This window comes from Cupriavidus sp. 01L46, from assembly GCF_056399905.1.
Genome location: NZ_JBFTSF010000017.1, coordinates 22,464 through 43,706, shown reverse-complemented (window position 1 = coordinate 43,706; position 21,243 = coordinate 22,464). Strand labels below are relative to the sequence as shown.

Sequence of the window (21,243 nt, the reverse complement as noted above, 5' to 3'; positions counted from 1 at the left end):
GCTTTGCGCAAGACGTCGCGCGAGCGCAACCAAGCGTTGCGTGCGGCGGGCATCCCCCAATTCGGCTGCGCCAAATTCGTCGATCGCCCAGTCGTCGGAGTCGGAGGTGGAAGGCAATGGCGTACATCGCGGTGAATGACGGCAAGCAAGTTAACACAGGTTTACAGCGGTTTACAACCGCTTTTCCACCTTCGCCCCCCAGATTTGTGGGTAATCCTGAGCATGGGGAGAGGGGAGCAAACCAGCGCTAGATCAAGCCGTTCAAACTCTCACGGCCGGTACCGTCACGGTCTTGCGCACCGGGCTTGAGAGCACCAGCGATGTGGTCACCGAGCCGTGGGCCGCGAGCGTGTCGACCACGTGCTCCAGGTCGGCCGGATCGGCGATGGCGCAACGCACGATAAAGCAATGCGCCCCGGTCACGCGATCGGCGCTCAGCACTTCGGGCATGCTCTCGAACAGCTTCACATACTTCTGGATATAGGCGTGCGTGGTCTCGATATGGATGATCGCCTGCAGGCCGACACCCAGCGCGCGCAGGTTCACCCGCGCACCGTAGCCCTCGATCACGCCCGCGTCTTCGAGCTTGCGCACGCGCTCGCTCATGGCCGGCTGCGACAAGCCGATGCGTTTGCCCAGCGCTGCCAGGCTCTGCCGGGCATCGGCCTGCAGCGCCTCCAGGATCAGTCGGTCTTTCTTGTCCAGTTCCACCCCATCCTCCTATGGCACCTGTCGTGCGCCACCGATGATTCATCGGTGCGCGGTGCCGATTTCCGATGCCTTGCCATTCATGGCGATGGCGTGCCGCGATTATGCTGGAACTCCGCGCGGCTCAATGCGCAACCCGATATCCTTCCGGAGGCAATATGCAACTCATCGGCATGCTCGACTCACCCTATGTGCGCCGCGTGGCGATCTCGCTGCGGCTGCTGGACCTGCCGTTCGAGCATCAGGCCGTCTCGGTGTTCAGCACGTTCGAGCAGTTTCGCGCGATCAATCCCGTGGTGAAGGCGCCCACCCTGGTTTGCGACAACGGCGTGGTGCTGATGGAGTCCGGCCTGATCCTCGACTACGCCGAGACGCTGGCCGCGCGCAGCCTGATGCCCGCGCGGCAAGAGCAGCGCCAGCACGCCTTGCGCGTGATCGGCCTGGCGCTCGCCGCCTGCGAAAAAACGGTGCAGATCGTCTATGAGCGCAACCTGCGCCCGGCGGAAAAACAGCACGAGCCGTGGATCGAGCGCGTGCAGGGGCAGTTGCATGCCGCCTACGGGGCGCTGGAGACGGAACTGACGGGGGCCGCGCTTCCCGCGGACGAGCGCTTGCTTACGCAGGCCGAGGTGAGCGCCGCCGTGGCGTGGAGCTTCACGCAGCTGATGCTGCCCGCATGCGTCGAGGCGCCGGCATATCCTGCGCTGGCGGCGTTCAGCGCGGCGGCCGAACGCCTTGCCGTGTTCAAGGACACACCGCAGACCTGATCCACTGCCGCGCGCCAGCCGTGCTTAGTGCGCCAGCAGGGCCTGGGCAAGCGCGCGCAGCAGGCCGGCGCCGTCGCCGCGCCAGGCGCTGCCATGCATGCAGGCCAGGGTGGTCGGCTGCAGCAGCGCCATGCGTTCCAGCATGGCGCCGGCGCTCGGCGTGTGGGAGAAATAATCCATGCCGCGCCGGAACGCTTCGCTCGGCCCGAGGATGTCGGCCTCGGTCAGAGGCGGGAGTTCGGCACCGCCCTGGCTGAACAAGTCGCTGCAGAGCAGCGTGCCGGTGTGTTCCTCCATCATGAGCCCGCACTCCCAGGCATGCGGCAAGTGCGGCGTATCGAACCAGCGCACGGTATGGCGGCCAAGCGGCACGGCTTGCCCGTCCGCCAGGCCCTGCGCGGGCCGGTCGGCCAGGTCGTTGACGGACACCATCGCGGCAACGGTGCCGCACAGCGGCGATGCGTGGGGCGCCGCCGCAAGCCATTCATTGAGCGAGCCGCACTCGTCGGCTTCCACGTGCGAAAAGGCAATATGACGCAGCCTGCCCGGTGCGATCACGCTGGCGACGGCTTCATGCACCAACGGGAACATCTTGCGCAGCCCCGTATGGAACAACAGCGGCTCGTCGTCGACGATCAGGTACTGGTTGAAGGAGAAGCCGCCCGGGCCCCCGTCGATGTGGACCGGGGTATTGATCCGATAGATCCCGTCCGCGATTTCGTGGACGTTGGTGCCCGACCGGGCGTTGGTGACGGTCATCGTTGTCTCCTGGAAATCGTCTGGGCGCGGGAGCCCGGCCGTCGGCGCCGGCCTGCTTCATTCTAGTCACTGCAACGCCACAGGCATGCCACCTTTTGCCTGGCCGGGCGGCACATGTGACGCTCGACGGCGCAAAATAGGGGCGACGGATCCGACGATCCGACGCTCCGGCGAGCAGGCAGCCGCGCCAGCCGGGAGGAGGGAAAAGCGCGATGGATGACGTGACTCGGACAGCGCGCGACAGCGTGCGTCTGTTCCTGTGCGGCGATGTGATGACCGGCCGTGGCATCGACCAGATCCTGCCGCATCCGGGCAAGCCGCACCTGTTCGAGGGCTGGCTACGCTCGGCAGTCGATTATGTCGAGCTGGCCGAGCGTGCCACAGGCGCGATACAGCGGCCGGTTGATCCCGCTTATCCGTGGGGCGACGCGCTCGCGCAGCTGGATCGCTTCCAGCCGGATGTGCGCATCGTCAACCTGGAAACGGCCGTCACCGCGAGCGAGGACGCACAGCCAGGCAAGGGCATCCACTACCGGATGCACCCCGCCAATGTGGCGTGCCTGAGCAGCGCGCGGCTCGATTGCTGCGTGCTGGCGAACAACCACGTGCTGGACTGGGGGCGCGCCGGGCTCGACGAAACCCTGGCAACCTTGCACGGCGCTGGCATGCGGACCGCGGGCGCCGGACGCGACGAGGCGCAGGCCAGCGCGCCTGCGGCGATCGCGCTCGCGCAAGGGGCAAGGGTGCTCGTCTTTGCCTATGCCACCGCGGCGAGCGGCGTGCCGGCAGACTGGGCCGCGGCCCCCGGGCGCGCCGGCATCCATTTCCTGCCCGACATTTCAGTGCGCGCGGCCGATGGGGTTGCCCGCCTGACGGCAGCGGCGAAGGGCGCGGGCGATATCCTGGTGGTGTCGCTGCATTGGGGCGGCAACTGGGGCTTCGACATTTCGCGCCAGGAGCAGGCCTTCGCGCACCGGCTGATCGATGCGGGCGGCGCCGATATCGTGTACGGGCACTCGTCCCATCACATCAGGGGTGCCGAGGTGTATCGCGGCCGCCTGATTCTCTATGGCTGCGGTGACTTCCTCAACGACTACGAAGGCATCGGCGGATACGAGCGATACCGGCCCGACCTGGCCTTGATGTACTTCCCGCTTGTCGACGGCGCAACCGGCGCATTGCGCCAGTTGTCCGCGGTGCCGATGCAGATCCGTCATTTCAGCCTGCGCCGCGCGCCGGCGCAAGGCGTGTCGTGGCTCTGCGCCACGCTGGACCGGGAAAGCGGCAAGCAGGGCACGCACGCGACCCGCGCGGCGGACGATACGCTGGCGTTGCGCTGGGACGGCTAGCGCGCTACGCGCGCATGGCTTTCGCCATCTCGCTCGTGGCGTGCCAGCCCAGCGCGACATACAGCGACCGCCCCATCTCGGTGGCATGCAGGATCGCATACTGGAGGTCGCGCCTGGCGAACTCATCTTCCGCCAGCTGCATGAGGCGGCGCCCCAGCCCCTGCTTGCGATGCGTTGCCTCCACATACACGTTCAGCACGTAGCCACGCTTGTCCTGCATGGGATGGGCCGGATGCGGCGGCCAGTCGATCGCCATCAGGCCGATGCCGCCCACCGGCTGGCCCTGGTCCACCAGCACGAAGCCGAAGTAGCTGCCATCGCGCAGGCGCGGCACAAGCCACGGCCGGAACTGCTGCGTCATGGCCTGCAGCACCTCATCGCCGCGCCCGGCCTCGCGGAACATGGATTCGCGATGGCGGCAGACCAACTCGACATCATCGGCATCAAGCGGGCGGACTTCCATGACAGGCTTCCTTGGGGATTTGCGTGGGTGGTGGGAGAGAGAGTTTGCGCGGCGCGCACCGCCATCCTAACGCAGTGCCTTGCGATTTGGAGAACTTCCCACCGGCGCCATGGCCCGAAGCCGGGAAACAAAAAAAAGCGAAGCGCTGTTGGCGCTTCGCTTCGAGGCCATCCGGCAGACCGCACCGGATGGCAGGATGAACCTGTCTGCCTTACTGCGTGGTCACCGCCGGCTTGACGTCCGCCGAGGCCACCGGTCCGGTCTCGCTCAGGCCGCCGCCAAGCGACCGGTACAGGTCGATGGCATTGTTCAGGCGCAGCTGCCGCGCCTGGATCAGGGCCTGGTCGGCAGCGAACAGCTGACGCTGCGAGTCGAGCTGGTCCAGCTGGCTGGCCACGCCGTTCGTGAAGCGCAACGTCGACAACTCGTAGCGCGCTGCCTCGGCGTTGCGCACCTGCTCCTGGCTGGTAACCTGCTCCTCCAGCGTGCCGCGCGCCACCAGTGCATCCGCCACTTCCGCGAAGGCCGTCTGGATGGTCTTCTCGTAGTTGGCGATCTGGATATTCTTGCGCACGTTGGTCAGGTCCAGGTTGGACAGGTTCCGGCCGTAGTCGAAGATCGGCAGCACCAGCTGCGGTGCGAACGACCACGCGCCGGTACCGGAGTCGAACAGGCTCGAGAACGTCGGGCTGATCGCACCAGCGTTGGCGGTGAGCGTAATGCGCGGGAAGAACGCAGCGCGCGCCGCACCGATATTGGCGTTGGCGGAGCGCAGCAACTGCTCGGCCTGGCGGATGTCGGGACGCTGCTCGAGCAGGTCCGACGGCAGCCCTGCCGGGATGTCGCTGATGATGCGCTCGTCCGACAGGCGCATCGGTGCGGGCAGGTTCTCGATGGTGCCAAGCGGCTTGCCCACCAGCACCTCAAGCGCGTTCTGCGCCTGCGCGCGCTGCCGTGCCAGCTGTGCGGCGGAAACGCGGGCCTGCGCCACCAGCGATTCGTTGTCGCGCAGGTCCAGCGCCGACGTGGCGCCCGCATCGAAGCGTTGCTTGGCCAGGCTCAGCGTGTACTCGCGCGTCTTCAGCGTGTTCTGCGCGAGCTCGTACTGCTCGGCGAAGGAGCGCTCGGACAGGTAGGCCTTGGCGACTTCGGAGACCAGCGAGATCTGCGCGGAACGGCGTGCTTCCTCGGTGGCGAAGTACTGCGACAGCGCCGCGTTGGACAGGCTGCGCACGCGGCCGAAGAAGTCCAGCTCGAACGAAGTCACTCCGGCACCCGCCTGGAAGTACTCGGAAACAACCGGCTTGCCGGTGGCCGACTGCAGGGCCGGGGTGCGCGAACGGTTGAAACCGCCGGTGGCGTTCACCGTGGGCAGCAGGTCGGCGCGCTGCACCTGGTACAGCGCGCGCGCTTCCTCGATGCGCAGCGCGGCAGTGCGCAGGTCGCGGTTGTTCTCCAGCGAGGTCGCGATGAGGCCTTGCAGGCGCGGGTCGCGGAAGAACTCGCGCCAGCCGATCTCGCTCGCCCGGCGGGTTTCGCCGGTCTTCACTTCGGCGGCCGCGTAGCCTTCCGGCGCAGCCGGGAAGCTGGTGGCCACCGGCGGGGCAGGGCGTTCATAAACGGGTGCCAGTGTGCAACCCGAGAGGACGCCCGCCACCAGCAACAGCGTGGTCAGTGTCTTTGTCATGTCAGATTCCTTCCTTGGGTTCGAGCCCTTGCTCGTTCAGCATCTGCTCTCGCTTGCTGCCCTTGAAGCGGCTACGGATCACCACGAAGAACACCGGCACCAGGAAAATCGCCAGCACCGTGGCAGTGATCATGCCGCCGATCACGCTGGTACCGATGGCGCGCTGGCCACCCGAGCCCGCGCCGCTGGCGATCGCCAGAGGCAGCACGCCCAGGATAAAGGCCATCGAGGTCATCAGGATCGGGCGGAACCGCAGGTGCACGGCTTCGAGCGTAGCGTCGATGACGCCACGGCCCTGGGCCTGCAGATCCTTGGCGAATTCCACGATCAGGATGGCGTTCTTCGCCGACAAGCCAATCGTCGCGATCAGGCCCACCTTGAAGTACACGTCGTTGGGCATGCCGCGCAGGGTCACGCCGAGCAGCGCGCCCAGCACGCCGAGCGGCACCACCAGCAGCACCGCGACCGGGATCGACCAGCTCTCATACAGCGCGGCCAGGCACAGGAACACGATGATCAGCGACAGCGTGTACAGCATCGGCTCTTGCGAACCGGCCAGGCGCTCTTCATAGGACTGGCCCGACCACTCGAAGCCGAAGCCCGGCGGCAGCTTGGCGAAGTTGTCTTCCATGATCTTCATGGCTTCGCCGGTGCTGCGTCCCGGAGCGGCCTGGCCAGCGATCTTCACCGCCGGCAAGCCGTTGTAGCGCTCCAGGCGCGGCGAGCCCATGATCCACTTGGAAGTGGCAAAGGCGGCGAACGCAACCATGTCGCCGTTCTTGTTCTTCACGCGCAGCTTGGTCAGGTCGTCGGGCAGCTTGCGGTCGTCGCCTTCCGCCTGGGCGATCACCTTGCGCACACGGCCTTCATAGATGAAGTCGTTGACGTAGGAGGAGCCGAAGGCGATGGCCACCGTGGCGTTGATGTTGGCCACCGAGACGCCCAGCGCGCGTGCCTTCTCGCGGTCAATGTCGATCTGCAGTTGCGGCGCGTCTTCCTGGCCTTCGGGGCGAACGCCCACCAGCGCAGGATTCTTCGCCGCCATGCCGAGCATCATGTTGCGCGCTTCCATCAGCTTGGCGTGACCCTGGCCGGTGCGGTCCTGCAGGCGGAAGTCGAAGCCCGAGGAGTTGCCCAGCTCGGAGATCGCCGGCGGGTTAAGCGGGAAGATGATGGCGTCCTTGATGAAGGACAGCGCACCAAACGCCCGGCCAACCAGTGCCTGCGCGGTCTCGTCCTTGCCGGTGCGTTCCTTCCAGTCCTTCAGGCGCACGAACGCGATACCGCCATTCTGGCCGCGGCCGAAGAAGGAAAAGCCCGCCACGGTGATCATCTGGTCCACCACCTTGGATTCCTTCTGCAGGTAGTAGTCCTCGATCTGCTTGAGCACGCCGATGGTACGTTCCTGCGTGGCGCCGTTGGGCAGCTGCACCACCGTGATCATGTAGCCCTGGTCTTCCTCGGGGAGGAAGGAAGAGGGCAGGCGCTTGAACAGCACCACCATGCCGACGACGATGACCGCGTAGATGATCAGGTAGCGTCCGGCGCGCGCCAGGATGCGGCCCACCATGCTCTGGTAGCCGGTGGCGGCGCGTGCGAAGGTGCGGTTGAACCAGCCGAAGAAGCCCTTCTTCTCGTGGTGGTGGCCAGCCTCGACCGGCTTGAGCAACGTGGCGCACAGCGCCGGCGTGAGCGTCAAGGCCAGCAGCGCCGAGAACGCGATCGACGCGATCAGCGACAGCGAGAACTGACGGTAGATGTTACCCACCGAGCCCGAGAAGAATGCCATCGGGATGAACACAGCGGTCAGCACCAGCGTAATGCCGACGATGGCGCCGGTGATCTGGCCCATGGCCTTGCGCGTGGCGTCGCGTGGCGAGAGTCCTTCCTCGCTCATGATCCGCTCGACGTTTTCCACCACCACGATCGCATCGTCCACCAGGATACCGATCGCCAGCACCATGCCGAACATGGTCAGCACGTTGATGGAGAAGCCGAACGCCAGCAGCATGCCGGTGGTGCCCAGCAGGGCAACCGGCACCACCACCGTCGGGATGATGGTGGCGCGGATGTTCTGCAGGAACAGGTACATCACCAGGAACACCAGCACCACGGCTTCGACCAGGGTCTTGATCACTTCCTCGATCGAGATCTTGACGAAGGCCGAGGTGTCGTAAGGCACGGTGTACTGGTAGTCGGCCGGGAAGAACTTGGAGAGCTCTTCCATCTTGGCGCGCACCGCGGTGGCGGTGGCCAGGGCGTTGCCGCTCGGGGCCAGCTTGATGGCGATGGCCGCCGACGCCTTGCCGTTGGTACGGGCCAGCGTGGAGTAGTCGGCACCGCCGAGTTCGACGCGGCCGATGTCCTTGATGCGTACCGAGGAGCCGTCCGGGTTCGTGCGCAGCAGGATGTTGGCGAACTGCTCCGGCGTGGTGAGGCGGCTCTCGGTGGTGACGGTGGCGTTGAGCTCCGTGCCCTTGGGCGACGGCGTGCCGCCCAGCTCGCCCACGGCGACCTGGACGTTCTGCTCCGAGATGGCGGCGGTGACGTCCTGCGGCGTCAGGTTGAAGCCGGTCAGCTTGGCCGGATCCACCCAGATGCGCATGGCGTACTCGGTGCCGAACAGGTCGGCCTGGCCCACGCCCGGCACGCGGCGGATCGAATCGATCACGCTGGACGAGATGTAGTTGCCCAGCTGGATGGCGTCGGCCTGCCCGGACTTGGACGTGACCGTCAGGAACATCATGTAGTTGTTCCCGGCCTTGTCCACGCGCACGCCCTGCTGGCGCACTTCCGCCGGCAGGCGCGCTTCGACGCGCTTGAGGCGGTTCTGCACCTCGACCGAGTTCAGGTCGATGTTGGAGCCCGGCTGGAAGGCGATCGTGATCGTCGACAGGCCGGTGGCTTCGCTGGTGGAGTTGTAGTAAAGCAGCCCGGGAATGCCGTTGAGCTCTTGCTCGATCACCGTGGTGACCGAGTCTTCAAGCGTCTTGGCGGATGCGCCCGGATAGGTCGCCGTGACCGAGATCGTCGGCGGGGCGATGTTGGGGTACTGGGCGATCGGCAGTTGCACCACCGACAGCAAGCCCCCCAGCACGATGATCAGCGCAAGCACCCACGCGAACACCGGCCGGTCAATAAAAAACTTGGCCATAACACTGGCTCCCTTCGAATTGCGCTGTGATTAGCCCTGCTTGGCGTCGGCCTTTTCAGCGGTCACCGCGGCAGGAGCCGAGGCTGCGCTGGCGGCCGGCTGCGTGGCGGGAGCCGAGGCGGCGGCGGTCTTCGAGACAAACGGCACGGCCTTGGCGGGCGCGCCGACCTTGACCTTCTGCAAGCCCTCGACGATCACCTTCTCGCCACCCTTCAGGCCCTCGGTAACGATCCAGCTCTCGCCGATGGCCTGGGGCGCCTTGACCGGCACCGCCGCGACGTTGCCGTCGCCGCCCACCACCATCACCGATGCGCCTTGCGCATTGCGGATCAGCGCGCGCTGCGGCACGGTCAGCGCGTTTTCGTCCACGCCTTGCTCGATCTTGACGCGCACGAAGGTGCCCGACAGCAGATCGCGCTTGGCGTTGGGGAACTGCGCGCGCAGCGTGATGGCGCCGGTGGTCGGGTCAACCGTCATGTCCGAGAACAGCAGCTTGCCGGTTTGCTCGTATTCGCGGCCGTCCTCGATGAACAGATGGACGCGGGCGCCGCCGTCGACGCCCTTGACCTTGCCGCTCTCGATGGCGCGGCGCAGCTTCATCACTTCGCTCGCGGGCTGGGTGAAGGTCACCCAGATCGGGTCGACCTGCTCGACCATGGTCAGCTTGGTGGCTTCGCTGCTGCCGACCAGCGCGCCTTCGGTCACCAGCGCGCGGCCCACGCGGCCGCTGATGGGCGCGGTGACGGCGGTGTAGCCGAGGTTGATCTGGGCAGTGCTAACGGCAGCCTTGGCCGAGGCGATATCGGCGGTGGCCTGGCCCGCGGCCGCCACGGCTTCGTCGTATTCCTGCTTGCTCACCGCATTGACGGCGACCAGCGGCTTGTAGCGCTCGGCCTTCTGGCGGGCTGCCACGGCGTTGGCTTCGGCGCGGGCAAGGCTGGCCTTGGCCGACTCGAGCTGTGCCTGGTAGGGCGCGGGGTCGATCTTGAACAGCAACTGGCCTGCCTTGACCTCGCCGCCTTCCGTGTAGTTACGGGACAGCACGATGCCGGCAACCCGCGCACGCACTTCGGCGGTGCGCACGCCTTCGAGGCGGCCCGGCAGTTCATTGATAACAGAAACGGTCGTAGGTGTGACGGTAACGACACCCACTTCCGGCGGCGGCATGGCGCCGCCCTGCGGCTTCTTTTCGCCGCAGGCGGACAGCGCAAGCGCCGACAACACGGCAGCGGCAACGCAAGTGATACGTTGGGACTTCCTCATCGATAACCCCATGATGGCAATTTGAGATCGGCCGCATGCGCTCCCGGTGTCGTATCCGGATACGGCGCGGCCCACCGCTGGCAGATGGCACAGAGGCGGGCAAAAAGATTAATGCTAGCCACAATTTGCAACGCTGACGTGGCACATGCGACGAAAGGTTGCAAATTAGTAACGACATGCCGACATGGCAGCGCGAACCGTGGAGCGGTGTGCGCCGCCGTCTGCCAGCCCATCACGCCGATGGGCTGGCCGAAAGTCAGGCGAACGCGTATTATATATACATTCAAGCATGTATGTAAGAACTTGTTGCAACGCGGCGATAGCCGCCCTATATATCCACGTCCTAACGCGCCGGCGCGGCGCGCACAGTGCAAGGCGGGCTTCACCGCCAGCACTCAGGGAGACAGAACCAGACCGGTCTTTTGTGGCCGGCACCAGAGAACATCATGGTCAGACGCACCAAGGAAGAGGCGCTTGAAACACGCCATCGCATTCTCGACGCGGCCGAGGCGGTATTTCACGCCCGCGGCGTTGCCCGCCCTTCGCTAGCCGATATTGCGGAGGCGGCCGGCGTGACGCGCGGCGCCATCTACTGGCATTTCAAGAACAAGAGCGATGTCTTCGCCGCGATGTCCGACCGCGTCCACCTGCCGCTTGAGGCACTGTGCGAGCCGGGACGCGTCGCGAGCCAGGAAGACCCGCTTGCCAGCATCCGCGACATCTGCGCCTTTGTATTGCGCCAGACCGTGGAAAACCCGCAGTGGCGGCGCGTGTTCGAGATCGTTTTCCACAAGTGCGAGATGGTGGCGGACAACGGCGCCATCTTCGAGCGGCAGCGCCAGTCGCACCAGGAAGGCGCGGTGAAGATGCGCGAGCACCTGCGCATGGCGATGGAGCGCGGGCAGTTGCCGGCCGACCTCGACCTGGACCTTGCCGTCAATGTGTTCCACGCCTCGATTGGCGGCATGCTGTCGCACTGGCTGTTCGCCCCTGAAGATTTCGATCTCGAGAGCAATGCCGAGCGGGTGGCCGACGCCTTCATCGACACCCTCAAGCTGTCGCCAGCCTTGCGCCAGGGTTATGTGGCGCGTCCCGTGCCGAAGCTAGAGGAAGAAGTTGCCTCGATGTGCCAGGAGGCCAAGAAGAAGGCCGAGGCCGAGGCCGAGGCCAAGCGGGCTGCGCCAACGCTCGCCGCCAAGGCGCTGCCCGGCTGATCGCCGCAGCGGCGCCGTGCGCCGCTCAGCCTCGCACGGCCTCGCGCCAGCGCGCCAGGAAATTGCGCTTGCGCAGGGTGTCCTGCGCCGCCAGCAGGCCGGGGCCGACGCTGATCGGCTTGAGCGCGTAGCCCAGCCGCTCCGACAGCGCCGCGGCGGTGTGCTCGCTGTCGGTGTCGGTGCGGATCGTGTAGAGCTGCGAGGCGCTCTGCCCCAGCAGCGTCTGGCCCGCACGCGAGAGCAGGAAATCCAGCCAGAGCCGGGCCGCGTTGGGATGCGGCGCGCGGCGCGCGATAAAGGCCACGCGCGACATCACCAGCGTGTAGTCGCGCGGCGCGATGACATCGATCTCCGCCCCGCGCTCCATCAGCGACAGCGCGTACGAACCCAGCAGGTTGTAGCCCATCACGAATTCACCGGAGGCGATGCGCTCGATCATGTTCGCGGTGGACGCCGACAACTGCACGCCGCAGCGCCCCAGCGCCTGGGCCAGGTACCAGAACTCATCGCCCATGCGCGCGTCCTGCTGCGCCAGAAGGTAACCCACCCCGGATTTTTCCACATCGTAGGTCACCACCCGCTGGCGCCAGCGCGGCGTGTTTTCCTGCAGCAGGCGCGCCAGGCCGGTGCGGCTGCGCGGCGTGCGCATGCCGGCGAAATGGCGGCGGTTGTAGACAATCACGGCGGGCTCGAAGGTGGTGCCCCACGCTTCGTCGCGCCAGGCGGCCCACGCCGGCAGGCCCGCCCGCTCGGGCGAGGGGTAGCGCAGGGCATGGCCATCGTTGACGAGCTTGATCTGCAGGTCCATTGCCGTGCTCCACAGCACATCGGCGTAGTCGGGGCCGCCCACCTGGCCCGCGCCCAGCGCGGCGCTATCGGCCAGGAAGCGGCCGTTCAGCTCCAGCGTGTTGAGGTCCTGATAGCGCACCTTGATGCCGGGGTAGCGTGCCTCGAACGCGGCCAGCAGCGGCCGCGCGATTTCCATGTCGGTGGAGGCATGCACGTTGACCGAGCCTTCCTGCACGCCCCGCGCGATGATCTCGGCATAGCTTGCCGGGTAGCCCGCCGGCACCGGCGGCACGGCCTGGGCATGCACGCCATGGCTCAGCCCCGCCAGCGTGGCCGCGGCGGCGCCGGCCAGGACGCGCCGCCGGTGCCAGCTTTCTGGTAGTTCGGCAACCATGGAGGGGGGCGTGAAGGGCAAGGACAAGGGGAAGGGCAAGGGGGACGGGGAGGGGGGCAGCTTGCGCAAGGCGGGAACCATCGGCGGTGACATCGGTGGCCAAAAAGGGGCCATGGCGCACTCGCCGCGCGCAGCCCGGGGCGGAGGTATTATAAGCGCCCGCGGCGTGTCCTCGCGGGGGGCGGCGGCCTTGCCAGCCATGGTGGCAAAGCCATCGCGTGATTTCAAACGGACGCTTACCTGGCAGGGGAGGACCGCCGTGCGCTTATTGCTGGTGGAAGACGAGATTGAACTGGCGCGCTGGGTTGCGCGTGCCCTGGAGCAGGGCGGCTTTGTCATCGAGCATGTGGCCGACGGCCTGCAGGCCGAGGCGCGGCTGATGGCCGAGGAATACGACGTGGTGGTGCTGGACCTGCGCCTGCCCGGCAAGGACGGGCTGGCGGTGCTCAAATCCATGCGCGGGCGCGACGACCGCACCCCGGTGCTGATCCTGACCGCGCAAGACACGCTCGACGAACGCGTGCGCGGCCTCAACCTCGGCGCCGACGATTACCTGCCCAAGCCCTTTGCCATTGCCGAGCTCGAAGCCCGCATCCTGGCGCTGATCCGGCGTAGCCGCGGCCGCGCCCATCCGCGCCTGCAGTGCGGCACGCTGGTGTTCGACGGCGAAACGCGCAGCTTTACGCTCGAAGGTGCGCCGCTCGCGCTGACCCCGCGTGAATCGACCCTGCTGGGCGCGCTGCTGGCCAAGAGCGGCCAGCCGCTGACCAAGGCACAACTGCTCGACAAGGTCTTCTCCCTCGATGCCGACGTCAGCCCCGATGCCATCGAAGTGCTGGTCTACCGGCTGCGCAAGAAGCTCTCGGGCCACGGCGTGACCATTGTCACGCTGCGCGGCTTCGGCTACCTGCTGGAACCGGAAGGACAGCCCTGATGCTGCGCCGCCTGCCACGGCACTGGTTGCGGCGCTGGCTGCAAGGCAGCCTGCGCCGCCAGTTGCTGCTGCTGCTCGTGCCCGCGCTGGCAGCCATGATGGCGCTCGACACGTGGCTGACCTATGGCACGCTGCGCGACGCCGCCAACGCGGCGTACGACCGCTCGCTGTACGGCTCGGTGCGCGCCATCGACAACGCCATCGGCATGGCCGGCGAAAGCGTGCAGATCGCGCTGCCGGACGCCGCCATGGAGATGTTCGAGACCGCGGCGCAGACCCATGTCTTCTATCGCGTCTCGCTGGAACGCAACGGCAAGATCGAAACCGTCACCGGCTACGACGACCTGCCGTTGCCCAAGGGGGAGATCGCCAGCAACCAGCCGCGCTTCTACGACGCCGACTATCACGGCGACCCGGTGCGCATCGCCGTGCTGGCGCACCCGGTGTATCGCCCGAATGCCCACATGCGCGTGATCGTGCAGGTGGCCGAAACCGCGGAGCCGCGCTTTGCGCTGATCGCCACCGTGTGGCGCGGCGCGCTGGCGCGCGACGTGCTGCTGATCCTGATCAGCGCGGGCATCCTGGTGGCCGGCATCACCTATGTGCTGCGCCCGCTGGCGCGCGTGCGCGACGACGTGCAGGCGCGCTCCGCCGACGACCTCACACCGCTGGCCTTCGACCATGTGCCCATGGAAGTCCGCCCGCTGGTCGATGCGGTCAACCTGCACGTGTCGCGCTCGGCCGCCATGACGCAGGCCCAGGCGCAATTCATCGCCGACGCCGCGCACCAGCTGCGCACGCCGCTGGCCATCCTCAAGACGCAAGCCGAATTCGCCCAGCGCCAGCTTTGCGCCAGCGCCGATCCCGCGCGGGCGCGGGATGCCGCCGGGGAGGCGGTAGGCGGCATCGTCACGCAGCTGGAGCAGGCCGCGCGCCTGACCAACCAGCTGCTGGCGCTGGCGCGGGTACGGCAGCACCCGGGCAGCGACGCGCCAGGCGAAGCCGAGCCGCTGGAGCTGATCGACGCCGTGGCCGTGGCCGAGCAGGTGGCGCTGGACTACTTGCCGCTGGCGCGCGGCAAGCAGCAGGATTTTGGCTGGGAGCGGCCGCAGGGGCTGGCGCTGCCAGTACGGGCCGATGCCGCGCTATTGCGCGAAGCCTTTGCCAATCTCGCCCACAACGCGATCCAGTATTCGCCGCGCGGCAGCCGCATCACGCTTTCCGCCACGCGCATCGGGGACGCCGCCTGCCTGGTGGTGGAGGACGATGGGCCGGGCATTCCTGCCGAGGAACGCGAGAAGGTATTTGCGCGGTTTTACCGCCGGGTCGGGAATGTGGAGCCGGGCTCCGGCCTGGGACTGGCGATCTCCCGCGAAATGGCGGCGCGCTTCGGGGGAACGGTAGCGCTGGGGATTGCGCTGCAGGGCAAAGGGGTCCGGGCGGTACTGACGCTGCCGATCGGGGAATGAGAGGGCGCTAAAGAGACCAAAAAATCTAAAAAAAGCAAATGTCCATACATACGACCCCACGTAAACCCCACCCCATTGCCTGACAAATTGACAGCCTTTTGACAGTTTCTACCCCCTAGAATCGCGCCATGGTCGCTGTACCGGCCAGACCAAGTCAGAAAGCCAAAGAACAAGTCCGGCATGCAAGCGCTGCCAGGGACTGGAGACAACGCCTAGCCACCCGGTCAACGCACGCAGCGCCGGCGCACCGCACGACTCTCCCGCCCCCGACAGCCAGCTTCACCGCCAGCCGGACACCTCCGGGGTCGGTCCTCGCCAGCAACGCCGGCAACCGCTCACCGGCAATCCTCTGAAAAAGAACAGGAGACCGTAATGCGTCGCTCGATTCATCGCTTTGCCCACGTCGTCATGGCTTCGGCCGCGATCACCGCCACCGTGGCTGCCGCGCCCGCGTTCGCGCTCGACAGCGTGAAGTTCATGATCGGCGCCAACCCGGGCGGCGGCTTCGACCAGACCGGCCGCTCGCTGGGCGCGGCGCTGGTTGCCGCCGGCGTGGCCAAGACGGCCTCTTACGACAACAAGGGCGGCGCGGGCGGCACCATCGGCCTGACGCAGTTCGTCAATACCGACAAGGGCAACCCCAACGCGATGATCGTCACCGGCGCGGTGATGGTTGGCGCAATCGAAACCAACCACCCCCCGGTCACGCTGAAGAACGCCACCCCGATCGCGCGCCTGTTCGCCGACACCATGGTGATCACCGTGCCGGCGAACTCGCCGCTGAAGTCCATGAAGGACCTGACCGCGCAGCTCAAGGCCAACCCGGGCAGCGTGAGCTGGGGTGGTGGCTCCAAGGGTTCGATCGACCACATCCTGGCGGGCCTGGTGGCCAAGGAAAGCGGCGTGGACCCGAAGAAGATCAACTACGTGCCCTTCCAGGGCGGTGGTGAAGCGTCGGCCTCGATCCTGGGCGGCCACGTGACCGTTGGCCTGGCCGGCGTGTCCGAGTTCCTGCCCTTCATCAAGAGCGGCAAGATGCGCGCGCTGGCCGTGACCTCCAAGGAACGCACCGCAGATATCCCGACGCTCAAGGAGCAGGGCATCAACGTGGAAATCTACAACTGGCGCGGCGTGTACGGCGCGCCGGGCATCACCGCCGAGCAACGCAAGGCGCTGGTGGATGCGGTGGTCAAGGCAACCGAAACCCCGCTGTGGAAGGAAACGCTGGCCAAGAATGACTGGACCCCGTTCCTGCTGACCGGCGACGAGTTCGGCAAGTTCGTGGACAGCGAGTCGGCCCGCCTGGGCGGTTCGCTGCGCGAGCTGGGTGTGGCGAAGTAAGCCACGCTGCCTGAGCGTTTCACCGCCTTATCGTTTCAGCGTTTTACCTGTCGGCCCTGCCTGCGGCGCACCGTAACGCTCGGTGCGCATGCGGCAGGCGGGGGTCCGGTGTCCACCTGCGATACCTAAAAACCAAACTACACATCGCCGGGCCCCCGCCTTAAGCGGGGACGACAAACCGCGGGACGCCAAGGGCCGGACAACACGGCCGCAGGCACCGCTTGAAGGAGCCACTTCCAATCATGAAACCCTCACACCTGGCGATCGGCATTGCCATATTGCTGCTCTCCGCCTTCTACTTCGTCGGCCTGTCGGGCATCTCCGGCGACGAAGGCTATGCCGGCCTGTCGCCGCGCTTCATGCCCACGCTGGTCGCCATCGGCCTGGCCGCGTGCGGCGCGGCGCTGACCTGGCAAGGCATTCGCGGCGGCTTTCGCAATATGCCGGAAGAAGACGCCGAACTGCCCGACGCCCCGCACAATTTCCGCGGCTTCCTGTGGGTGGCTGCCGGCCTGGTGGCCAACATGGCGCTGATCGGCACGCTGGGCTTTGTGCTGGCGTCGACCCTGCTGATGGTCTGCGTGGCGCGTGGCTACGGCAGCAAGCGCTTCCTGCGCGATGCCCTGATCGGCCTGTGCATTACGTTGCCGATGTGGGCACTGTTTGAATTCCTGCTCGGCATCAATTTGCCGTTGCTGCCCGTCGCCGGGTTCTGAACGGAGCTGATGATCCATGGATACGCTTAACCTGCTGATGCATGGCTTTGCCATCGCCATCACGCCAATCAACCTGATGTGGGCCCTGGTGGGCTGCTTCCTGGGCACCGCCATTGGCGTGCTGCCGGGCATCGGCCCCGCGCTCACGGTAGCGATGCTGCTGCCGCTGACCGCCAAGGTGGAACCCACCGCCGCGCTGATCATGTTCGCCGGCATCTACTACGGCGCCATGTACGGCGGCTCCACGACCTCCATCCTGATGAACACGCCGGGCGAGTCGTCGACCATGGTCACGGCGATGGAAGGCAACCTGATGGCCAAGAGCGGCCGCGCCGGCCCGGCGCTGGCCACCGCGGCCATCGGCTCGTTCGCCGCCGGCACCATCGCCACCGTGCTGCTGTCGATGTTCGCGCCGGTCGCGGCCGACGTGGCGCTGCAGTTCGGGCCCGGCGAATACTTCATGATCATGCTGCTGGCCTTCACCACGGTGTCGGCAGTGCTGGGCTCTTCCCTGCTGCGCGGCATGACCAGCTTGTTCCTGGGCCTGGGCATCGGCCTGATCGGCATGGACTCGCTGTCGGGCCAGACGCGTTACTCGATGAATGTGCAGGAGCTGTACGACGGCATCGACATCGTGGTGGTCGCGGTCGGCCTGTTCGCGGTGGGCGAGGCGCTGTTCAACGCCTTCTTCCCGCAGCCCGCAGGCGGCTTCAACAAGCTCAGCTCGGTCATGATGACCAAGTCGGACTGGAAGCGCTCGGTGCCGGCTTGGATCCGCGGCACCATCATCGGCTTTCCCTTCGGCCTGATCCCGGCCGGCGGCGCGGAGATCCCGACCTTCCTGTCCTACGCCACCGAGAAGAAGCTGTCCAAGCACAAGGATGAGTTCGGCACGGTGGGCGCGATCGAAGGCGTGGCTGGCCCCGAGGCCGCCAACAACGCAGCCGTGACGGCCACGCTGGCTCCGCTGCTGACGCTGGGCATCCCCACCTCGAACACCACCGCGATCCTGCTGGCGGCGTTCCAAAACTACAACCTGCAGCCGGGCCCGATGCTGTTCCAGACCTCGGGCGACCTGGTGTGGGGCCTGCTGGCTTCGCTGTACATCGGCAACGTGATGCTGCTGGTGCTGAACCTGCCGGCGATCGGCCTGTGGGTGCGCATGCTGCGCATCCCCACGCCGCTGCTGTACGGCGGCATCCTGATCTTCGCGGGCCTGGGTGCCTACGGCATCCGCCAGTCGTGGTTCGACCTGCTGCTGCTGTTCATCATCGGTGTGCTGGGCATGGCCATGCGCCGCTTCGACTTCCCCACCGCGCCGGTGATCGTGGGCATGATCCTTGGCCCCATCGCTGAGAAGCAGCTGCGCAATGCGCTGTCGATCAGCCAGGGCGACTGGTCGATCTTCGTGACCCAGCCGATCTCGGCCACCATCCTGGCCATGACGGTGGCGGTGGTGCTGATCCCGCGCATCCTGGGCTGGCTGGCCCGGCGCTCGGCGCGTGGCAAAGTGGCTGACGCCACAGGTTGATTAGCGCAAAATGCGGGCAAGGCCCGGCACTCCAGGGTGCCGGGCCTTTTCATTTGCGGCGCCATGGCATTGGCGCTGTTGTCTCTACATTGCGCTCCATCACAAGAACATCGCGCCGGCGCCCGCGCGCCAGGCCGCTGCCACATGCCCTCTCTCCTTCACCGCTGGCGTCCGGTCCTCTTGACGCTGCTGCTCGGCCTGGCCGCCGCGCTCGTTTGCACGCTGCTGCACACACCGCTGCCATGGATGATCGGCCCGCTGCTGGCGGTCGCCATCGCGCGCATGCGCGGTGCCGACCTGCGCGCGCCCACGCAGGCGCGCAATGCCGGGCAGTGGGCCATTGGCACCTCGCTCGGGCTTTACTTCACGTCCGACGTGGTGGCGCGGCTGATCGAGTTCCTGCCGTATATCGTCGCGGGCTCGCTGTTTGCGCTGCTGCTCGGCTGCGGCGGCGCCTGGCTGCTGCGCAAGACCACCGGCGTGGCGTTCAAGACGGCGTACTTCTCCACCGCCATCGGCGGCGCGTCGGAGATGGCGAACCTGGCCGAGCGCAACGGCGCGCGCATCGACCAGGTGGCGGCCGCGCATTCGCTGCGCGTGCTGATGGTAGTGGTAGCCGTGCCCGCGCTGCTCCAGTACGGCGGCATCCACGGGCTTGACCCATACGTGCCCGGGCCACGCACAGTGGACTACCTGTGGCTGCCCGTGCTGATCGCGATCACGGTCAGCGTGGCGCTGGTGCTCAAGCACTTCAACCTGCCCAATCCCTTCGTGATCGGCACGCTGCTGGCGGCCGCCGTGCTGACCGCCTCGGGCTTCGAGCTGTCCGCCATCCCCACGTGGATGAGCCGCGCCGGCCAGTTGATGATCGGCGTGTCGCTGGGCGCGCGTTTCTCGCGCGACTTCCTCCATACCGCGCCGCGCTTTCTCGGCGGCGTGGCGGTGTACACGCTGGCGGCGCTGGTGCTCTCCGCGCTGTTCGGCTGGGGCCTGTCGGCGCTGTCCGGCGTGCATCCCGCCACCGCCATCCTCGGCACCACGCCCGGCGGCATTGCCGAGATGTGCATCACGGCCAAGGTGCTGGAGCTTGGCGTGCCGCTGGTCACCGCCTTCCACGTGATCCGGATGGCCTTCGTGGTGCTGTGCACCGGCCCCCTGTATCATTGGCTCAAACATCGTGCCGCGCCGCAGGAGACGGAATAGCAACCTGGCCCGGCCCCATCCCAGACAAAACGGGCGTGCCATGCCAGAGCCAACGCTAGAACCAACGCCGGAATCCGGCTTCACGCTTGCCGATATCGACCACACCCTGCAGCGGGTACTGGCGCCATGGGTGCGCCAGCTCGGGCTGCGTGCCGAGCACGTTGATGCACAGGGCGTAACGCTGCGCCTGCCTTTTGACGAATCATTTCGCCATGCGGGTGGCGTGGTGTGCGGCCAGGTGCTGATGTCCGCGGCCGATACCGCCATGATCGTGGCCGTCGCCAATGCGCTCGGCGCCTTCAGGCCGATGACCACCGTCACGCTCACCACCAACTTCATGCGCCCGGTGATCGAGGGCGATGTGCTGGTGCGCGCCAATGTGCTGCGCCTGGGCAAGACCGTGGTGTTCGGCGAGATCGAGCTGACCGGCACCGATGGCAAGCTGGCCGTGCAGGCCACCACCACTTACGCGCTGCTGTGAGCGGCGCATCACCCAATTGCACGCTACATTGCACGCTACATTGCGCGCAATCCCCCAAGCTATCTCCATGCATGAGCCCCACAGCCTGACGCCTGCCCCCAACCAGCCCGCCGCTGCCTCGCCGTTCGACCAGGTGGTGTTTGCCGGCGGCGGCAACCGCTGCTGGTGGCAGGCAGGCTGGTGGGATACGGTGGCGCCCGAGCTGGGGCTGCGCCCGCGCGTCATCACGGGGATCTCGGCCGGGGCCGCCACGGCGTGCATGATCTATGCGCACGACTCCCGCCAGGTGATGGCGTACTACGGCGAGGTGCTTGCCGGCAACCGGCGCAATGCGTACTGGGGCAACCTGCTGAGCAAGCAGCGCGTGTTTCCGCACTACGGCATCTACCGCACCGCATTGCTGAACATCTTCGGCGAGGGCCGCCTGGCAAACCTGAAGACGGCACCGGAGATCCGCATCGGCGTGGCCCATATCCCGCGCTGGAGCGGCCCGCGGCTAGCGGTGATGGCCGGGCTGGTCGCCTACAACATCGAGAAGCACTGGCTCAAGACCTTGCACCCGCGCCTGGGCCGCAAGCTGGGCTTCCATCCGGAGTTCGTGCGCGCGCAGGATTGCGGCTCGCCCGAGCAGCTGGCGGACCTGCTGCTGCAATCGTCCTCGACCCCGCCCTTCACGCCGGTGCTGCGGCGCGACGGCCGGCCCGTGCTGGATGGCGGCATGGTCGACAATGTGCCGGTCGACGCGCTCGACGCAACGCCCGGCAATGTGCTGGTGCTGGTGACGCGGCTCTACCCGCGCCCGCGCCGCTTTGTCCTGCAACACGGCGCGCAGCGCCGGCTCTACCTGCAACCTTCGCAACGGGTTCCGATCTCGAGCTGGGACTACACCCAGCCCGGCGCGATGATCGGTGCCTACGAACTCGGCCGGCGCGACGGGGAAACCTTTTTGCGCGAGTGGCCGTCTGTCATGAAGACGGAGCTTGGCACCGCCGGGTAGCGCTCCAGCGCGCCGGCCATGCTC

The 21,243-nt window shown here is 66.9% G+C and carries 19 protein-coding genes; 11 read left to right on the top strand and 8 right to left on the bottom strand.

The window, feature by feature from the left end; all coding sequences use genetic code 11:
* Positions 1-117, bottom strand: a 117-nt coding sequence (locus tag AC1DS3_RS05235) for an IS4/Tn5 family transposase DNA-binding protein (protein WP_477126786.1), incomplete at its 3' end; no start/stop codon positions are given.
* Positions 118-261: 144 nt separating this feature from the next.
* Positions 262-711 (bottom strand): Lrp/AsnC family transcriptional regulator, encoded by a 450-nt coding sequence (locus AC1DS3_RS05230; RefSeq protein WP_477109321.1) that lies wholly within the window; start codon positions 709-711, stop codon positions 262-264.
* 155 nt (positions 712-866) lie between these two features.
* Between AC1DS3_RS05230 and AC1DS3_RS05225 the strand changes: the two genes are divergently transcribed.
* The gene (locus AC1DS3_RS05225) at positions 867-1,475 is read left to right on the top strand and encodes a glutathione S-transferase family protein (RefSeq protein WP_441640476.1); all 609 of its coding nucleotides are present in this window, start codon (positions 867-869) and stop codon (positions 1,473-1,475) included.
* Positions 1,476-1,499: 24 nt separating this feature from the next.
* Here AC1DS3_RS05225 and AC1DS3_RS05220 read toward each other — a convergent pair whose 3' ends face one another.
* Positions 1,500-2,234 carry an oxygen-binding di-iron domain-containing protein gene (locus tag AC1DS3_RS05220; RefSeq protein WP_441640475.1) on the bottom strand — a complete coding sequence of 245 codons (735 nt, stop codon included), beginning with the start codon at positions 2,232-2,234 and terminating at the stop codon, positions 1,500-1,502.
* A gap of 212 nt (positions 2,235-2,446) precedes the next feature.
* Here AC1DS3_RS05220 and AC1DS3_RS05215 point away from each other — a divergent pair, with 212 nt between their 5' ends.
* Positions 2,447-3,583: a CapA family protein gene (locus AC1DS3_RS05215; RefSeq protein WP_441640474.1), complete on the top strand. Its 1,137-nt coding sequence runs from the start codon at positions 2,447-2,449 to the stop codon at positions 3,581-3,583.
* A gap of 4 nt (positions 3,584-3,587) precedes the next feature.
* Here the strand turns inward: AC1DS3_RS05215 and AC1DS3_RS05210 are convergent, their stop codons facing one another.
* From AC1DS3_RS05210 to AC1DS3_RS05195, 4 genes are all read right to left on the bottom strand, one after another.
* Positions 3,588-4,046, bottom strand: a complete 459-nt coding sequence (locus AC1DS3_RS05210; RefSeq protein ID WP_441640473.1) for a GNAT family N-acetyltransferase — start codon at positions 4,044-4,046, stop codon at positions 3,588-3,590.
* Positions 4,047-4,257: 211 nt separating this feature from the next.
* Positions 4,258-5,733 (bottom strand): efflux transporter outer membrane subunit, encoded by a 1,476-nt coding sequence (locus AC1DS3_RS05205; RefSeq protein WP_441640472.1) that lies wholly within the window; start codon positions 5,731-5,733, stop codon positions 4,258-4,260.
* Between the two features lies 1 nt (position 5,734).
* Positions 5,735-8,887: an efflux RND transporter permease subunit gene (locus AC1DS3_RS05200; protein WP_441640471.1), complete on the bottom strand. Its 3,153-nt coding sequence runs from the start codon at positions 8,885-8,887 to the stop codon at positions 5,735-5,737.
* A gap of 30 nt (positions 8,888-8,917) precedes the next feature.
* Positions 8,918-10,150 carry an efflux RND transporter periplasmic adaptor subunit gene (locus tag AC1DS3_RS05195; RefSeq protein WP_441640470.1) on the bottom strand — a complete coding sequence of 411 codons (1,233 nt, stop codon included), beginning with the start codon at positions 10,148-10,150 and terminating at the stop codon, positions 8,918-8,920.
* A gap of 446 nt (positions 10,151-10,596) precedes the next feature.
* Between AC1DS3_RS05195 and AC1DS3_RS05190 the strand changes: the two genes are divergently transcribed.
* On the top strand, positions 10,597-11,364 hold the full coding sequence (locus AC1DS3_RS05190) for a TetR family transcriptional regulator (RefSeq protein ID WP_441640469.1): 768 nt from the start codon (positions 10,597-10,599) through the stop codon (positions 11,362-11,364).
* A gap of 25 nt (positions 11,365-11,389) precedes the next feature.
* Here AC1DS3_RS05190 and AC1DS3_RS05185 read toward each other — a convergent pair whose 3' ends face one another.
* Complete coding sequence (locus AC1DS3_RS05185) at positions 11,390-12,547, bottom strand: ABC transporter substrate-binding protein (protein WP_441640468.1); 1,158 nt, start codon at positions 12,545-12,547, stop codon at positions 11,390-11,392.
* A 259-nt stretch (positions 12,548-12,806) separates the two neighbouring features.
* Between AC1DS3_RS05185 and AC1DS3_RS05180 the strand changes: the two genes are divergently transcribed.
* The 8 genes from AC1DS3_RS05180 (at position 12,807) to AC1DS3_RS05145 (ending at position 21,219) form a co-directional block, all read left to right on the top strand.
* Positions 12,807-13,481 (top strand): response regulator, encoded by a 675-nt coding sequence (locus AC1DS3_RS05180; RefSeq protein WP_043352486.1) that lies wholly within the window; start codon positions 12,807-12,809, stop codon positions 13,479-13,481.
* Positions 13,481-14,950, top strand: a complete 1,470-nt coding sequence (locus AC1DS3_RS05175; RefSeq protein ID WP_441640467.1) for a sensor histidine kinase — start codon at positions 13,481-13,483, stop codon at positions 14,948-14,950. Before AC1DS3_RS05180 ends, AC1DS3_RS05175 begins: the two co-directional genes overlap by 1 nt.
* Positions 14,951-15,322: 372 nt before the next feature.
* Positions 15,323-16,291, top strand: coding sequence for a Bug family tripartite tricarboxylate transporter substrate binding protein (locus tag AC1DS3_RS05170; protein WP_477109319.1), 969 nt, complete (start codon positions 15,323-15,325; stop codon positions 16,289-16,291).
* A gap of 242 nt (positions 16,292-16,533) precedes the next feature.
* Positions 16,534-17,007: a tripartite tricarboxylate transporter TctB family protein gene (locus AC1DS3_RS05165; protein ID WP_441640465.1), complete on the top strand. Its 474-nt coding sequence runs from the start codon at positions 16,534-16,536 to the stop codon at positions 17,005-17,007.
* Between the two features lie 16 nt (positions 17,008-17,023).
* Complete coding sequence (locus tag AC1DS3_RS05160; RefSeq protein ID WP_006162311.1) at positions 17,024-18,538, top strand: tripartite tricarboxylate transporter permease; 1,515 nt, start codon at positions 17,024-17,026, stop codon at positions 18,536-18,538.
* A 144-nt stretch (positions 18,539-18,682) separates the two neighbouring features.
* Complete coding sequence (locus AC1DS3_RS05155) at positions 18,683-19,741, top strand: AbrB family transcriptional regulator (RefSeq protein WP_441640464.1); 1,059 nt, start codon at positions 18,683-18,685, stop codon at positions 19,739-19,741.
* A 40-nt stretch (positions 19,742-19,781) separates the two neighbouring features.
* On the top strand, positions 19,782-20,222 hold the full coding sequence (locus AC1DS3_RS05150) for a PaaI family thioesterase (protein WP_416050031.1): 441 nt from the start codon (positions 19,782-19,784) through the stop codon (positions 20,220-20,222).
* Positions 20,223-20,289: 67 nt separating this feature from the next.
* Positions 20,290-21,219, top strand: a complete 930-nt coding sequence (locus tag AC1DS3_RS05145; protein WP_441640463.1) for a patatin-like phospholipase family protein — start codon at positions 20,290-20,292, stop codon at positions 21,217-21,219.
* Positions 21,220-21,243 lie beyond the last annotated feature (24 nt).

Coding starts and splice junctions, on each gene's coding strand:
- AC1DS3_RS05200 (WP_441640471.1), bottom strand. CDS start 8,887: ATGGCCAAGTTTTTTATTGACCGGCCGGTGTTCGCGTGGGTGCTTGCG.
- AC1DS3_RS05165 (WP_441640465.1), top strand. CDS start 16,534: ATGAAACCCTCACACCTGGCGATCGGCATTGCCATATTGCTGCTCTCC.
- AC1DS3_RS05190 (WP_441640469.1), top strand. CDS start 10,597: ATGGTCAGACGCACCAAGGAAGAGGCGCTTGAAACACGCCATCGCATT.
- AC1DS3_RS05220 (WP_441640475.1), bottom strand. CDS start 2,234: ATGACCGTCACCAACGCCCGGTCGGGCACCAACGTCCACGAAATCGCG.
- AC1DS3_RS05150 (WP_416050031.1), top strand. CDS start 19,782: ATGCCAGAGCCAACGCTAGAACCAACGCCGGAATCCGGCTTCACGCTT.
- AC1DS3_RS05160 (WP_006162311.1), top strand. CDS start 17,024: ATGGATACGCTTAACCTGCTGATGCATGGCTTTGCCATCGCCATCACG.
- AC1DS3_RS05215 (WP_441640474.1), top strand. CDS start 2,447: ATGGATGACGTGACTCGGACAGCGCGCGACAGCGTGCGTCTGTTCCTG.
- AC1DS3_RS05185 (WP_441640468.1), bottom strand. CDS start 12,547: ATGGTTGCCGAACTACCAGAAAGCTGGCACCGGCGGCGCGTCCTGGCC.
- AC1DS3_RS05225 (WP_441640476.1), top strand. CDS start 867: ATGCAACTCATCGGCATGCTCGACTCACCCTATGTGCGCCGCGTGGCG.
- AC1DS3_RS05195 (WP_441640470.1), bottom strand. CDS start 10,150: ATGAGGAAGTCCCAACGTATCACTTGCGTTGCCGCTGCCGTGTTGTCG.
- AC1DS3_RS05175 (WP_441640467.1), top strand. CDS start 13,481: ATGCTGCGCCGCCTGCCACGGCACTGGTTGCGGCGCTGGCTGCAAGGC.
- AC1DS3_RS05205 (WP_441640472.1), bottom strand. CDS start 5,733: ATGACAAAGACACTGACCACGCTGTTGCTGGTGGCGGGCGTCCTCTCG.
- AC1DS3_RS05145 (WP_441640463.1), top strand. CDS start 20,290: ATGCATGAGCCCCACAGCCTGACGCCTGCCCCCAACCAGCCCGCCGCT.
- AC1DS3_RS05155 (WP_441640464.1), top strand. CDS start 18,683: ATGCCCTCTCTCCTTCACCGCTGGCGTCCGGTCCTCTTGACGCTGCTG.
- AC1DS3_RS05210 (WP_441640473.1), bottom strand. CDS start 4,046: ATGGAAGTCCGCCCGCTTGATGCCGATGATGTCGAGTTGGTCTGCCGC.
- AC1DS3_RS05170 (WP_477109319.1), top strand. CDS start 15,323: ATGCGTCGCTCGATTCATCGCTTTGCCCACGTCGTCATGGCTTCGGCC.